The organism is Sphaerotilus natans (assembly GCF_900156335.1).
In the GTDB taxonomy this organism is placed as follows: domain Bacteria; phylum Pseudomonadota; class Gammaproteobacteria; order Burkholderiales; family Burkholderiaceae_C; genus Sphaerotilus; species Sphaerotilus natans.
Genome location: NZ_FTMZ01000008.1, coordinates 43098 through 56672, shown reverse-complemented (window position 1 = coordinate 56672; position 13575 = coordinate 43098). Strand labels below are relative to the sequence as shown.

The following is a 13575-nucleotide window of genomic DNA, read 5'->3' as shown; positions in this document are numbered from 1 at the left end:
CGGAGCAATCCATGAAAACCTTCGAACGGCTGGAATCCAACGTGCGCAGCTACTGCCGCAACCTGCCCACGGTCTTCACCTCGGCCCGGGGTGCTCGCCTGAATGACGAGCGGGGCCGCACCTACATCGACTTCCTGGCGGGAGCCGGCACGCTCAACTACGGCCACAACCCTCCCCTGCTGAAAGCCGACCTGCTCGACTACCTCGCTCAGGATGGCCTCGTGCACGGCCTGGACATGGCCACCGCGGCCAAGCAGCGCTTCCTGGAGACGCTCGACGCGGTGATCCTGCAGCCGCGCGGCCTGCACTACAAGGTGCAGTTCACCGGCCCGACCGGCACCAACGCGGTCGAGGCCGCGCTGAAGCTGGCGCGGCGCGTCACCGGCCGCCAGACCATCGTCGCCTTCACCAACGCCTTCCACGGCATGACGCTGGGCTCGGTGGCGGCCACCGGCAATCGCTACTACCGCCGCGCCGCCGGGGTCGCGCTCAGTCAGGTCGTCTTCATGCCCTACGACGGCTACCACGGGCCGGAGATCGACACGATCGCGCTGTTCGAGCGGCAGCTCGAGGACGGGGGCAGCGGACTCGACCACCCGGCTGCCGTGCTGGTCGAGACCATCCAGGGCGAAGGCGGCATCAATGTCGCCAGCGCCGCCTGGCTGCGCCGGCTCGCCGCGCTGTGCAAGCGCCACGACATGCTGCTGATCGTGGACGACATCCAGATGGGCTGCGGCCGCACTGGCCACTTCTTCAGCTTCGAGGAGGCCGGCATCACCCCCGATCTGGTCACGCTGTCGAAGTCGCTCAGCGGCTACGGGCTGCCGCTGTCGGTGGTGCTGATCCGGCCGGAACTGGACCAGTGGCGCCCGGGCGAACACTCCGGCACCTTCCGCGGCAACAACCTGGCCTTCGTCACCGGCACCAGTGCGCTGGTGCATCACTGGCGCGATGAGGGTTTCGCGCAGGACGTGCAGCGCAAGGGCCGGCACCTGCGCAGCCGCCTGCAGCAGATCGCCGCGCGCTGGAACGACGAGGCGCCAGCACCGGTGCGCGGCCGCGGCATGGTGCAGGCGATCGACTGCGGCACGGGCGAGCACGCGGGCGCGATCTGTCGCGCCGCCTTCGAGCGCGGACTGGTCATCGAGACCAGCGGTGCGCGCGATCAGGTCGTCAAGTGCCTGCCCCCCCTGACCATCGAGGATGCCGATCTCGACGCCGCGCTCGACATCCTGCAGGAGTGTGTCGAGGCGGTCATGCCATGCGCCGCCTGAGACCGCCGGGATGACTGGACTGCGGGGGCGCGACGCCGGACCACTAAGATCGCCCCATGCGCAGCAGCCCATCCCCCGATGCCGACGAGCCCCGCTCCCCCCGACGCCGCGCCCCGGCCAGCGCCAAGTCCGAACAGCGCATCCGCGACCTGCTGCGCGTCGGCCGCGAGGTCTTCGCCGAGAAGGGCTACGAGCGCGCCACCACCACCGAGATCGCGCAGCGCCTGGGCATCAGCGAGGCCACCGTCTTCACCTACTTCCGTGGCAAGCGCGAGCTGTGCGTGCGCGTCATCGAGGACTGGTACGACGAGATCGTCGCGGCGATGGAGGCCGGCCTGCCGCGCGAGGCCTCGGCGCGCGCGCAGCTCGACCACCTGGTGCGCACGCACCTGCGCCTGTTCCTGATCCAGGGCACCGGGCTGTGCGCGCTGGTGCTCTCCGAGGGCCGCTCCAAGGGCCAGGAGCTCGGCGAGAGCTTCCTGCCGCTGCAGAAGCGCTACACCGCGCCGCTGATGGAGCTGCTCGCGCGCGGCCAGGCGTGCGGCGAGATCCGCGCCGACATGCCGCTGCGGCTGCTGCGCTCGCTGGTGCTCGGGCCGATGGAGCACATCCTGTGGGAGGTGGTCGCGCAGGACCGCCCGGTCGACCTCGACGCGGTCGCCAACGATCTGGTCGAGGTGCTGTGGTCGGCGCTGCGTGCGCCTGACACCGAGCTGGCGGCACTGCGCCGGCTGCGCGACGAGGTCGACCAGGCGCTGCGCCACAGCCGCACGGCTTGATCCGGCGCTACGTGGAACCCACGACAGACGGGCCGGCTTCGGCGCCTAGACTGGCGAAAACCCTGTCAAGGTAAACCCTAAGAAAGACCCCGATGACAAGCACTTCGTCCACAGCGGCCAAGGCGCCGTTCTACCGATCCCTCTATGTCCAGGTGCTGACCGCGATCGCGATCGGCATCGCGCTGGGCCACTTCGCGCCGGCGCTGGGCGAGCAGATGAAGCCGCTGGGCGACGGCTTCATCAAGCTGATCAAGATGATCATCGCGCCGATCATCTTCTGCACCGTCGTGCTGGGCATCGCCGGCATGGACGACATGAAGAAGGTCGGCCGCACCGGCGGCCTGGCGCTGCTCTATTTCGAGGTCGTCTCGACGGTGGCGCTGGTCATCGGGCTGGTGATCGTCAACCTGGTGCAGCCGGGCGCCGGCATGCATGTGGACCCGAACTCGCTCGACACCAAGGGCATCGCCGCCTATGTCGAGCCGGGCAAGATGAAGGGCACGGTCGACTTCCTGCTCGCCATCATTCCGTCGAGCGTGGTGGACGCCTTCGCCAAGGGCGACATCCTGCAGGTGCTGCTGTTCTCGGTGATGTTCGGCTTCGGGCTGCAGAAGTTCGGTGGCCGGCGCAACATCGTCTTCACCTTCATCGACAAGTTCTCGCACGTGCTGTTCGCCATCGTCGGCATCATTATGAAGGTCGCCCCGATCGGTGCCTTCGGCGCGATGGCCTTCACCATCGGCAAGTACGGCGTGGGCTCGCTGATGCAGCTCGCGCAGCTGATGGCCACCTTCTACGCCACCTGCCTGATCTTCGTGCTGGTGGTGCTGGGCGGCATCGCCAAGGCGCACGGCTTCTCGATCACCGCCTTCATCCGCTACATCAAGGAAGAGCTGCTGATCGTGCTGGGCACCTCGTCGAGCGAATCGGTGCTGCCGCGCATCATGAAGAAGCTCGAGCACGCCGGCGCCGAGAAGTCGGTCGTCGGCCTGGTGGTGCCCACCGGCTACTCCTTCAACCTGGACGGCACCTCGATCTACCTGACGATGGCCGCGGTCTTCATCGCCCAGGCCACCGACACGCCGATGACGCTGACGCAGCAGATCACGCTGCTGGGCGTGCTGCTGCTGACCTCCAAGGGCGCGGCCGGCGTGACCGGCTCGGGCTTCATCGTGCTGGCGGCGACGCTGTCGGCGGTGGGCGGCGTGCCGGTGGCCGGCCTGGCGCTGATCCTGGGCATCGACCGCTTCATGTCGGAAGCCCGCGCGCTGACCAACCTGATCGGCAACGGCGTGGCCACGCTGGTGGTCGCCAAGTGGTGCGGCCAGCTTGACGGCCGCCAGATGAACGCCGCGCTGAGCGGCCAGTCGCCGATGCCGGCCGAAGAGACCCTGACCCACGCGATCGACGCCGCGCTGCCGCACGGCGACGACACGCAGGCGCCGGCTCAGCCCGGCACCGCGGTGCGCTGATCGTCCCCGACGGCGCCCGCCGCTGGCCGCGCAAGCGGCTGCGGCCGGCGCACCGACTGCCGGGCACGCTCGCGGCGGTCCAGCGCCGACTGCAGCGCCCAGCCCGCCAGCAGGCTGAGCGCCCAGGCCAGCACCAGCCCGAGCGCATGCACCTCCGGCGCATCCGGCCACAGACGGCCGATCAGCGCACCGGTCAGCAGCAGCACCGGGTAGTGCAGCAGGAACACGGTGTAGGAGATGTGCGAGAGCACGGCCACCGGCCGCGCCAGCCAGGCCGGCAGGCGCAGATCCAGCGGCACCAGCAGCGCCAGCACCAGCGCGCTGGTGCCGGCCAGCAGGATGCGCACCCGCCAGTCCAGCCACAGCGCCAGTCCGGTCAGCGCCAGGATGGCCAGCAGCCAGCCGATGCGCGAGACCGGCCGCCGGGCGCTCACCGCCCAGTGCGCCAGCATGCCCAGGCCGTAGGCACCGACGAAGTAGATCGCCCAGACATCCAGATCAGGGTCTCGGTTGAACCGCAGCAGCGACAGCGTGATGCCGGCCAGCAGCAGCATCACCGTCAGCGTCGTCAACGTCGTCAGCGCCGACCGTGCCGGACGGGCGATGCCGCGCCGCAGGCCGCACAGCAGCGCCACCAGCGCAAAGAGCTGCAGGTCGATCGCGACATACCAGACCCCGGCCGACAGCGCCTCCAGCCCCGCCACATCCTGGACCATCAGCAGATGGGCCAGCACCTGCAGCAGCGTCGGCGCCTCGGGAATCGTCGGATGCTCGATCAGACCGCGTGCGACCCAGGCCGCGAACATCGCCGCCAGCAGTGCCACCCAGGCCGGCTCGGCCAGACGCAGGAAGCGCCGGCCGATCGCGGCGGCCACCCCGGTGGCACGCGGCGCGGCCGCCGGGTGCGGCAGCATCGAACGCGCTGCAAGAAACCCCGCCATCACCAGGAAGACCTGCACCGCCAGCCGGCCCTGCTCGACCAGCCAGTCACGCAGCGCCGGCGCCAGCGGCTCGGCCACCTCGCACATCGGCCCGTACAGCGCCAGGTGATGCCAGACGATCAGCTGCGAGGCCAGCGCCTTGCCCAGATCGACCAGCGGCAGCGCCTGGAATCGTTCCGATCGTGAAGAAAAAGACGGAATACCCGTGGAGACGTGAATTGACATCGCCGGATCCTACCCGGCGAACCTTTCAAGATCTTCACCGTACCGGGCGACGGCCCGGACGGAAGGCTGGGCGACGGCGCAGACCGGCGCTCAGGCTCCAGCGCGCCCGGCCATGACGGGCGCGCCGGGACGGGCGATCGCTCTCGGCGAAGGTGATGCGCCAGACGTTCGGCCGAACCATGACCACCGGCGGCGTGTCCGGGTGGCTCTGGTGCTTCGGCGCGGCGAGGAAAGACATGCTGACTCCTGTAGCCGATCCGAACAAGTTGCCAACGAGGCGATGCAGCTTATTTCAGATCCGGCAACGACAGTCTGATTCGAGCCGGATCGCCGCGCTACGGCCTCAGCCCCCCCGAACACGGGCATGTTCAACAAGATCCGTGAAGATGGCGCAGGTTGATGCGTGTAGAAGCCACAACCCCCGCAACATGGCGTCCGCTTCCCCTTGCCGGACTGAGGTGACTCTCCAGAATGAAGTCCATCGAGCCGACAACACGGCCAGCCATTCGACTTCGTCCCGCCATGATCCGCATCTGTAACAAGCACCTGTCCCTGCCTGCCATCGCCACCGCGCTGCTGGCCGCCCTGCTGACCGGCTGCGGCGGCGGGGGCGCCGATGAAAACGTCGCTGCGACCAGCCCGGCAAGCCCCGGCAGCACGGTCGCCCCGGCCCAGACGGCATCGGTGATCGTGGCGAGCGAGCGCTGTGGCATCGACAGCTACCAGGAAGCGATGCTGGCCGAGATCAACCGCCGCCGTGCCAGCGCGCAGACCTGCGGCAGCCGGGGTAGCTTCCCGGCCACCACCGCACTGACCTGGAACAGCCAGCTGCTGGCCGCGGCGGCAGGGCATGCGAAGGACATGGTGGCCAAGAACTTCTTCAGCCACACCGGCTCGAGCGGCAGCAGCGTCGCTGACCGGGTCAGCGCTGCGGGCTATGCCTGGTCGACGGTGGCCGAGAACATCGCCGCCGGTCAGCCGAGCATCACCCGGGTGGTCGACGCCTGGATGAGCAGTGACGGTCACTGCGCCAACCTGATGAACGCGACGGTGCGGGATGTCGCCGTCGCCTGCGTGGTCAACACCGCCAACCAGTCGAACTACTGGGTGATGAACCTGGCCAAGACCCGCTGACGGTCCGGGGCCTCACTCCTCGCGCAGGCTGATCTCGAAGTTCACCTGCACCTCGTCGGCGCCGCTGGCCTGGCATTTCATGCGCCGCGCCGCGCTGACCGCCAACCGGTGGTATTCACGCGGCCCGGACAGCACGCTGGTCTCCACCACCTGCCCGCCGCGCACCAGCATGCGCACCTTCACCACGCCGGTGATGCCGTAGCGGTCGAAGGCGCCGGCCATCGTGTCCTGGATGATCTGTGCATAGCCCGGGCAGGCCAGACCGACCTCGGCGCGCACCGGCGCGGCAGGCACCGCCGGGGCCGGCGCAGCGACGGGCGCCGGTGCGGGGGGCGCAGGCGGTGCCGGCGGCGCGGGGGGCGCAGGCCGGGGCGGCTCGGGCTGAACCGCCTGCACTGGCGCGGCAGCGGGCGCAGGCGGCGGCGCGATCTCGGGCTGAGGCGCCCAGACCTTGGGCGCGGGGGGGGGCGGCACCACGGCCGGCGGCTGCGGCGTCTTCGGCGCCGGGGCGGGCGGGGGCGGCGGCGTCTCCTTCGGACGAGGCGGAGGGGGCGGCGGCGGCGGAGCCGGCGCATCGATGATCGCCATCTCCACCGTCTGGCGCACCGTCTCGACCGTCTGGCGCGCCAGACCGGACATCAGCGCCCAGCCCGCCAGCAGGTGCAGTCCGACCACGGCGGTGGCGCCGACCCAGCGCGGCGCGCGTGACGGGGTCTCGAATTCAGGCAAGGGCATCGTCGATCTCCCGCCTCAGCGCGCCGGCTCGAAGCGTTCGAGGCCGGCCACGCCCAGGCGCCGCAGCCCGGCGCGCTGCGCCTCGACCATCACCTCGGCAAAGACCGCGTAGGCCGAGCCGGGCGCCGGGCGGATATGCAGCTCGGCCGGACGCACTCGCGCCGCCTCGGCCTGCAGCCGCGCCACCAGCGCGGCGCGGTCGGCGACCGGCTCGTCCTGCCAGCGCAGCGCGCCGTCGGGCGCGATGTCGATGCGCACCACCTCCGGCGGCTCGGCCGGCGGCGTGGTCGGCGTCACCGGCAGGTCGAGATCGGCCGAATGCAGCTGGATCGGGATCGTGATGATCAGCATCACCAGCAGCACCAGCATCACGTCGATCAGCGGCGTGGTGTTGATCTCCATCAGCGGCTCGTCGTCGCCGCCGGCGGTGTCGCCGGGGCCGAGGTTCATCGCCATCGGATCGGTCCTTTCAGCGCAGCGCCTGTGGCTCGGTGATGAAGGAGATGCGCGCGATGCCGGCGCGCTGGCAGGCCAGCACCACCTGCGCGACCGGATCGAAGGCGCCGCGGCGATCGCCGCGCACCTGGACCTCCGGCGTCTGGCCCGGCGGCGCGGCCTGCACCGCCTCCAGCAGCCGGGCCTTCAGCGCGTCCGGCCCGGCCAGCGGCAGGTCGTGCCAGAACAGGCGCCCGGCCGCGTCGACCGAGATGACGATGCTGTCGGGCCGCGTCTCGCGCGGCTGCAGCCGCTCCTTGGGGAGTTCGACCGGCACCGAGGTCGCCACCACCGGAATGGTGATCAGGAAGATGATCAGCAGCACCAGCATCACATCGACCAGCGGCGTGGTGTTGATGGTGGCCATCACCGCGTCCTCGTCGGGCGGCGCGTCGAAGGGGCCGCGCGGGAGCGTCATCGCGGCTCGGCCAGCAGCACCGCGTGCAGGTCGGCGGCGAAGCCGCGCACCTCGTCCATCACCGCCTTGTTGCGCCGCACCAGCCAGTTGTAGCCCAGCACCGCCGGCACCGCCACCGCCAGGCCGATGGCGGTCATGATCAGCGCCTCGCCCACCGGCCCGGCGACCTTGTCGATCGAGGCCTGGCCGGCCACGCCGATGGCGGTCAGCGCGTGGTAGATGCCCCAGACGGTGCCGAACAGGCCCACGAAGGGCGCCGTCGAGCCGACGGTGGCCAAGAGCGCCAGCCCGTTCTGCAGTCGGCCCTGCACCCGCTCGATGGCGCGCTGCACCGACATGGTGATCCAGGTGTGCAGGTCGATGCGCCCAAGCAGGCCGGCGTGCTTGCCGCTGGCCTCGACGCCCGCCAGCGCGATGAAGCGCAAGGGGCTGCCGGGCTCCAGCGCCTCGGCGCCCTGCGCGACGCTGGCGGCCTGCCAGAAGGACTCGGCCGCGCGCGCCTGGCGCAGCATGCGCTGCTGCTCCAGCCACTTGACGACGATCACATACCAGCTCGCCGCCGACATCACCACCATCATCAGCAGCACCAGCTTGGCCACCAGGTCCGAGCCGGCCCACAGCGCGGCCAGCCCGTAGGGATTGCTTTCAGTCACCGCAAAAGGCTCCAGAAGGACGTCCAGAAGAAGGAATCGGGCCGGACTATACCGGCGCCGACGGATGCAGCGTGTGCGGGGCCATCGCCCGCGCCACGTCGGCGTCGTGGGTGACCAGCAGCAGCGCGAAGTCCAGGCGCGCGGTCTCGCGGGCCAGCAGCGCCAGCGCCTGCTGCTGGGTCAGCGGGTCAAGGCGCGAGGTCGGCTCGTCGGCGAACAGCAGCGCCGGGCCGGTCCACAGCACCCGCGCCAGCGCCAGACGCTGCAGCTCGCCACCGGAGACCTGCGCCGGCCGGCGCGCCAGCAGGCCCTCATCGATCTGCAGCGCCTCGAGCAGCCGGCGCAGCGCCGCCGCGTCCAGCCGGTGGCGCCGGCCGACATCGCCCAGCGCGTCGGCCAGCGCCACCGTCGGCGCGAAGGAGCCCAGCGGATCCTGGTAGAGCTTCTGCAGCGCCCAGGGCGACAGCCCCGCAGCGCGGCGCACCCGGCCGCGGTCGGGCGCCAGCAGGCCGAGCAGCAGATTGCCCAGCGTGCTCTTGCCGCAGCCGCTCGGGCCCTGCACCGCCAGGCGCTCGCCACGGCCGATCGCCAGATCCAGCCGGTCGAACAGCCAGCGCCCGCAGAACTGCTTGCCCAGGGCCTCGGCGCGCACCACCGGCTCGCCGGCCGGGGCGCGGGTCGGCAGCTCGGCATCGGGCCAGCCCGAGGGATCGGCCGCGATCAGCGCACGGGTGAAGGCATGGGCCGGCGCAGCCAGCACCCGGGCGGTGTCGCCCTGCTCGACGCACTCGCCCTCGCGCAGCACCATCAGCCGGCCGCCCAGCGCGCGCGCCACCTGCAGATCATGCGTGATGACCAGCACCGCCCCGCCCTCGCGGCGCAGCTGCTGCAGCAGCGCGACGCAGCGATCGCGCCAGTGCGCATCGAGGCCCTTGGTCGGCTCGTCCACCAGCAGCAGCCGCGCGCCGCCGGCCAGCGCAATCGCCGCGGCCGCGCGCTGCGCCATGCCACCGGAGACCTGCCACGGAAACTGCCGCGCCGCCGCCCCCAGCCCGGCCTCGGTCAGCGCCGCCCCGGCGCGGGCCGCCGCCTCGGCCGGCGCGGCGCCGCGCAGATGGTGATGCACCAGCGCGAGCTGCGGCTGCAGCCGCATCAGCGGATCGAGCGCCTGCGCCGGCTCCTGCGGCAGCATCGCCAGGCGACGGCCCCAGAGCGGCTGACGCTGGGCCGGCCGGTCGGCTGCGCTGGCCCGACCCTCGATCACGACCTGGCCGCCCGCCTGCAGGCCCGACGGCAGCGTACCCATGATCGCCTGCGCCAGCAGCGACTTGCCTGCGCCGCTCTCGCCCAGCAGCACCAGCGCCTCACCGGCATGCAGCGCCAGCGACAGCGGCCGCAGCAGCACCCGGGCGCCGGCGCGCACCGTCAGGTCCTCGACCCGCAGCAGGACCTCGCCCGATGCCTCGCTCGATGTCGTGTGCGATGGCGTGTTCATGCGCGCACCTCCTCGTCGCCGAGCAACAGCATCATGCCCAGCACCGTCAGCATCAGCACCGCCACCGGCGCGGCGATCAGCCAGGGCGCCTCATGCCAGTGCGGCAGCGCCTCGGTCATCATCAGGCCGAGCTCGGGCGCGGGTGGCTGCATGCCCACGCTGATGAAGCCCAGCGCCGCCAGGCCCAGCACCGCCTGCGCCACCCCGAAGGCCAGCAGCGTGCCGAGCTGCGGCGCCAGCGCCGGCAGCAGGTGGCGCCGCAGCAGATGCAGCGGCCCGAAGCCCAGCAGCCGCGCCGCCTGCACCGCATCGCCCGCCAGCACCGGGCGGCTGACGCTGCGGCTGACGCGGAAATGCTCGACCCACATCACCAGCGCCAGGCCCAGCGCCAGCATCTCCTTGCGCCCGGGCAGGATGGCCGCGCACAGCACCACCAGCAGCAGGCCGGGAATCGACATCGCCGCATCGGCCAGCAGCACCAGCGCGCGCTCGACCCGTCCGCCTTGCCAGGCCGCCAGCAGCCCCAGCAGCACGCCCGGCACCGCCGCAGCCAGCGTCGCCAGCAGCGCCACGCCCAGCGACAGCCGGGTCGCCTCGGCCAGCCGGGCCAGCACGCTGCGCCCGAGCAGATCGGTGCCCAGCGGATGCGCTGCGCCCGGCGGCTGCAGGCTGGCCGAGAGATCCTGCAGCGCCCCATCGATGCCGATCAGCGCCGGCCCCGCCAGCCCGAACAGCGCCACCAGCGCCAGCAGCAGCGCGCCAGCACTGCGCTTCATGCGCCCTCCCCGGCCTGCGGCGCACGTCGGCGCGGATCGGCCGCGACCGAGGCCGCGTCCGTCAGCAGATTGAAGCTCACGAACATCATGCCCATGCACAGCGCGGTGCCCTGGATCATCGGCACGTCGCGCGCGAAGACCGCATGCACCAGCGCATGCCCGATGCCCGGCCAGGCGAACAGCGACTCCACCACCACCGCACCCTCGACCAGAAAGACCGCCTGCACGCCCAGCCAGGCCAGCACCGGCAGCGCCACATGGCGCAGGCCGTGGTGCCGCAGCGCCTGGCCTTCGGTCAGGCCCTTCATCCGCGCGAACTCCCAGGCCTCCGAGGCCAGAAAGCCGCGCAGCGCCTGGCGGGTGATGCGCGCCAGACCCGCAGCCAGCCCGGCCGCCAGCGTGGTTGCCGGCAGCAGCAGGCTGGCCGGGCCCTGGTCGCCGGCCACCGGCAGCGCGCCGGTGCCGACCGCCACCACCAGCATCAGCAGCACCGCCAGCAGGAAGCTCGGCATCACCCGCAGCAGCACCGCCAGCGCCAGCGTCAGCCGGTCGACCGGACCGCCCGGCCGCAGCCCGGCGCGCAGGCCCAGCAGCAGCCCGACCGGCAGCGCCAGCACCAGCGCCACGCCGGACAGCTGCAGCGTGGCACCGAGCTGGTGCGCCAGTTCCTCCAGCACCGGCGCGCCGGTCACCAGCGAGCGACCCAGGTCGAGCTGCAGCAGGTCCAGCCACCATCCCGGCAGCACCTGCCAGAAGGATCGATCCAGGCCCAGCTCGGCGCGCACCGCATCGGCCGCAGCGTTGTCGACCAGGTCGAAGCCGTAGCGCCCGGCCGCCACCCGCAGCGCCATGTCGCCCGGCAGCGCGCGCATCATCAGCAGGCACAGCGTGCCCACGCCCAGCGCCAGCGCCAGCGCCTGCATCAGCCGGCGCAGCAGCAGCTCGAACGCCCTCATGCGCGCCACCGCATCGCATCGAGCCGATAGGACAGCTCCAGCGGATCCAGGATCACGCCGTCGACCCGCGCGCCGACTGCCAGCTGCTGGCGGTACCAGCTGATCGGGATGACCGGCAGCTCGTCGTGCAGCACCGCCACCACCCGGCGGCGCAGCTCGGCCGCGCGCGGCGCCTCCGGACCGAGCCGGGCCAGCGTGTCGAGCGCGACGCCGACATCGGCGTTCTGCCAGCCCATCGCGCCCCAGTCGCCGCCGCCCGGACCGAAGTCCTGGCGCAGCGTGCCGACCGGGTCGGGCGTGCTGGCGTAGTTGCGCGCGCCCAGGCCGATCTGCAGCCGCCCGTCGCGGTGGCCCAGCGGAATGTCGCCGGCATTGCCGACCGAGACCTCCAGCGCGATCCCGGCCTGGCGCCACTGCGCCTGCAGCGCGGTGGCCAGCGGCGGCAGCTCCGGCCGATCCGGGAAGGTGCGCAGCTGCAGCGTCAGCGCCTGGCCGCGCCCATCCTGCAGCCGGCCGTCGGCGCCCCGCCGCCAACCGGCCTGGGCCAGCAGCTGCTGCGCGGCGGCCGGATCATGGCGCAGCGGCGCCAGCGCCGGATCGTGCCACTCGCCCAGCGACGGCGGCAGCAGCTGGGTGGCGGCCAGGCCCGGATCGCGCAGCAGCGCACGTGCGATGCCAGCGCGGTCGATCAGCAGGCTCAGCGCCCGGCGCACCCGCACATCGGCCAGCGCCGGCAGCCCGGCATTGAGCTTCAGGTAGACGGTGCGCGGCAGCATCACCGTCTGCACCCGCAGCGCCGGGCGCTGGCGCAGACGCTGCAGGCTGGCCGGATCCAGGCCATAGGCCAGATCGGCCTGGCCGCTCTCGATCATCAGCGCGCGGGTCTCGGCACGGCCGGCGGCCAGATGGGCGACGCGGCGGATCTGCGGCGGCGGCCCGCCGTTCCAGCCCTCGAACACCGCGGTCTCGACCTGCTGCGGCGGCTGCAGCCGGGTGATGCGATAGGGGCCGCTGCCGAGGATGGACTGCACCCGGCCGGCGGCATCGAAGGCGGCCGGCGCCAGCACCAGCGTGCTCGGATGCGCCAGCAGCGCCGGCAGCGCCGCATGGCGCGCCTTCAGGCGAATGCGCAGCACCGTGTCGCCCTCCGCCTCCATCGCCACGATCGGCGCGCTCGATAGCAGCCCCGGCGCCACCCGCGCCGGCTGCAGGCTGCGCAGCACCGCCGCCGCCGTCACCGGCGAGCCGTCATGAAAGCGCGCGCCCGGGCGCAGCTCGAAGCGCCAGGTCAGGCCATCGGCGGAGACCTGCCAGCGCTGCGCCAGCGCCGGCCGCAGGGCACCCCGCTCATCGGCGCCCACCAGCGTCTCGGCCACCTGCAGCCGCGAGAAGACAAAGCCGCTCTGCGCCGGCTGCAAGCCGGTGATCTCCCAGGGGCCGACGATCTGCAGCGGCCGCGCATCGGCCGCCAGCGCGGGCGTGAAAGGAAGCAGGCCGGCCAGCGCCAGCAGGCCACGGCGCCGGACGAACGCCGGCGCGACAGGAAACAGGCTCATCAGCAAGGGCCGCCAAGGCGGGCGGCGAATGATTCTCGATTGCTAATGATATTTCATTACCAATGAGGCTTGCTGGAATGGGGTTGCGCGGTCGTGAAGCGGAGGGACTGGGCGTGGGTCCCCGCCTGCGCGGGGATGACGAGGCCAAGCGGGATGACGAGGCCAGGAATGAGTTCAACAGCAGCTGTCGTGGCCGTGGCCGTGCGCGTGGGCTGCGGTGTCGTCGCAGGCCGGGGTGAGCGTGACAGTGCCCGCCGGTGCGGCGCAGTCGGCGCAGCAGCCGTACAGCGTCAGGTCGTGGTCCTCGACCGAGAAGCCCGGCGGGGCCAGCCGGGACAGGTCGCCCGGGCAGGCGTGCACGTCGAAGACGCGCTGGCAGCGCCGGCACTGGAAATGGTGATGGTGGCGGCGGCTGACCGGCTCGTAGCGCGGGTTCTCGCCCGGCAGCTGCACCACCGCCAGCGTGCCGTCATCGACCAGGGCCTTGAGATTGCGGTAGACGGTGGCGATGCCCAGGCCCGGTGCGAGCGACTGGGCCTGGTCGAGCACCTCCTGGGGCAGCAGCGGCCGGCGGGCCACCTCGATCGCCTCGCGGATGGCGATGCGCTGACGGGTATTGCGTTCCATGCCGCAAGGTTAGCCGATCCGCCGCCCCCGGACGCCTCG

Annotated in this window: 14 protein-coding genes and 1 pseudogene; 4 read left to right on the top strand and 11 right to left on the bottom strand. The window is 72.1% G+C overall.

All coding sequences use genetic code 11. The features are described from left to right. Nucleotides 1-11 precede the first annotated feature (11 nt). From ectB to BW996_RS09340, 3 genes are all read left to right on the top strand, one after another. Nucleotides 12-1274 carry a diaminobutyrate--2-oxoglutarate transaminase gene (ectB, locus tag BW996_RS09350; RefSeq protein ID WP_037478870.1) on the top strand — a complete coding sequence of 421 codons (1263 nt, stop codon included), beginning with the start codon at nt 12-14 and terminating at the stop codon, nt 1272-1274. Between the two features lie 56 nt (nt 1275-1330). Continuing rightward, nucleotides 1331-2053 carry a TetR/AcrR family transcriptional regulator gene (locus BW996_RS09345; protein WP_037478868.1) on the top strand — a complete coding sequence of 241 codons (723 nt, stop codon included), beginning with the start codon at nt 1331-1333 and terminating at the stop codon, nt 2051-2053. Between the two features lie 92 nt (nt 2054-2145). Next, nucleotides 2146-3525 carry a dicarboxylate/amino acid:cation symporter gene (locus tag BW996_RS09340; protein ID WP_051631622.1) on the top strand — a complete coding sequence of 460 codons (1380 nt, stop codon included), beginning with the start codon at nt 2146-2148 and terminating at the stop codon, nt 3523-3525. On the opposite strand, the gene BW996_RS09335 is transcribed toward BW996_RS09340, so the two are convergent. Together BW996_RS09335 and BW996_RS21280 are read right to left on the bottom strand one after the other, a co-directional pair. Then, nucleotides 3501-4691: an acyltransferase family protein gene (locus BW996_RS09335; RefSeq protein ID WP_051631621.1), complete on the bottom strand. Its 1191-nt coding sequence runs from the start codon at nt 4689-4691 to the stop codon at nt 3501-3503. The genes BW996_RS09340 and BW996_RS09335 overlap by 25 nt on opposite strands. A 34-nt stretch (nt 4692-4725) precedes the next feature. After that, nucleotides 4726-4929 (bottom strand): hypothetical protein, encoded by a 204-nt coding sequence (locus BW996_RS21280; RefSeq protein WP_139330817.1) that lies wholly within the window; start codon nt 4927-4929, stop codon nt 4726-4728. 284 nt (nt 4930-5213) lie between these two features. On the opposite strand from BW996_RS21280, the gene BW996_RS09330 reads away from it, so the two are divergent. Continuing rightward, on the top strand, nt 5214-5825 hold the full coding sequence (locus BW996_RS09330; RefSeq protein WP_051631620.1) for a CAP domain-containing protein: 612 nt from the start codon (nt 5214-5216) through the stop codon (nt 5823-5825). A gap of 12 nt (nt 5826-5837) precedes the next feature. On the opposite strand, the gene BW996_RS22130 is transcribed toward BW996_RS09330, so the two are convergent. The 9 genes and pseudogenes from BW996_RS22130 to BW996_RS09285 form a co-directional block, all read right to left on the bottom strand. Beyond that, nucleotides 5838-6560 (bottom strand): hypothetical protein, encoded by a 723-nt coding sequence (locus BW996_RS22130; protein WP_076458856.1) that lies wholly within the window; start codon nt 6558-6560, stop codon nt 5838-5840. 15 nt (nt 6561-6575) lie between these two features. Further along, entirely contained in the window at nt 6576-7016 is a 441-nt protein-coding gene (locus BW996_RS09320) for an ExbD/TolR family protein (protein WP_175619103.1), read from the bottom strand. Between the two features lie 13 nt (nt 7017-7029). After that, nucleotides 7030-7473: an ExbD/TolR family protein gene (locus BW996_RS09315; protein WP_037478867.1), complete on the bottom strand. Its 444-nt coding sequence runs from the start codon at nt 7471-7473 to the stop codon at nt 7030-7032. Further along, nucleotides 7470-8123: pseudogene (locus tag BW996_RS09310) on the bottom strand (MotA/TolQ/ExbB proton channel family protein); the annotation flags it as partial. The pseudogene BW996_RS09310 and the gene BW996_RS09315, both read right to left, overlap by 4 nt. 49 nt (nt 8124-8172) lie before the next feature. Then, entirely contained in the window at nt 8173-9621 is a 1449-nt protein-coding gene (locus BW996_RS09305) for an ABC transporter ATP-binding protein (RefSeq protein ID WP_051631617.1), read from the bottom strand. Then, nucleotides 9618-10397, bottom strand: coding sequence for an ABC transporter permease (locus tag BW996_RS21670; RefSeq protein WP_051631616.1), 780 nt, complete (start codon nt 10395-10397; stop codon nt 9618-9620). Before BW996_RS21670 ends, BW996_RS09305 begins: the two co-directional genes overlap by 4 nt. Further along, nucleotides 10394-11353: an ABC transporter permease gene (locus tag BW996_RS21665; protein ID WP_051631641.1), complete on the bottom strand. Its 960-nt coding sequence runs from the start codon at nt 11351-11353 to the stop codon at nt 10394-10396. The genes BW996_RS21670 and BW996_RS21665 overlap by 4 nt, the downstream gene beginning before the upstream one ends. Beyond that, the gene (locus tag BW996_RS09290) at nt 11350-12909 is read right to left on the bottom strand and encodes an ABC transporter substrate-binding protein (RefSeq protein ID WP_037478862.1); all 1560 of its coding nucleotides are present in this window, start codon (nt 12907-12909) and stop codon (nt 11350-11352) included. The genes BW996_RS21665 and BW996_RS09290 overlap by 4 nt, the downstream gene beginning before the upstream one ends. A gap of 174 nt (nt 12910-13083) precedes the next feature. Further along, nucleotides 13084-13536, bottom strand: a complete 453-nt coding sequence (locus BW996_RS09285; RefSeq protein ID WP_037477876.1) for a Fur family transcriptional regulator — start codon at nt 13534-13536, stop codon at nt 13084-13086. Nucleotides 13537-13575: the final 39 nt, after the last annotated feature.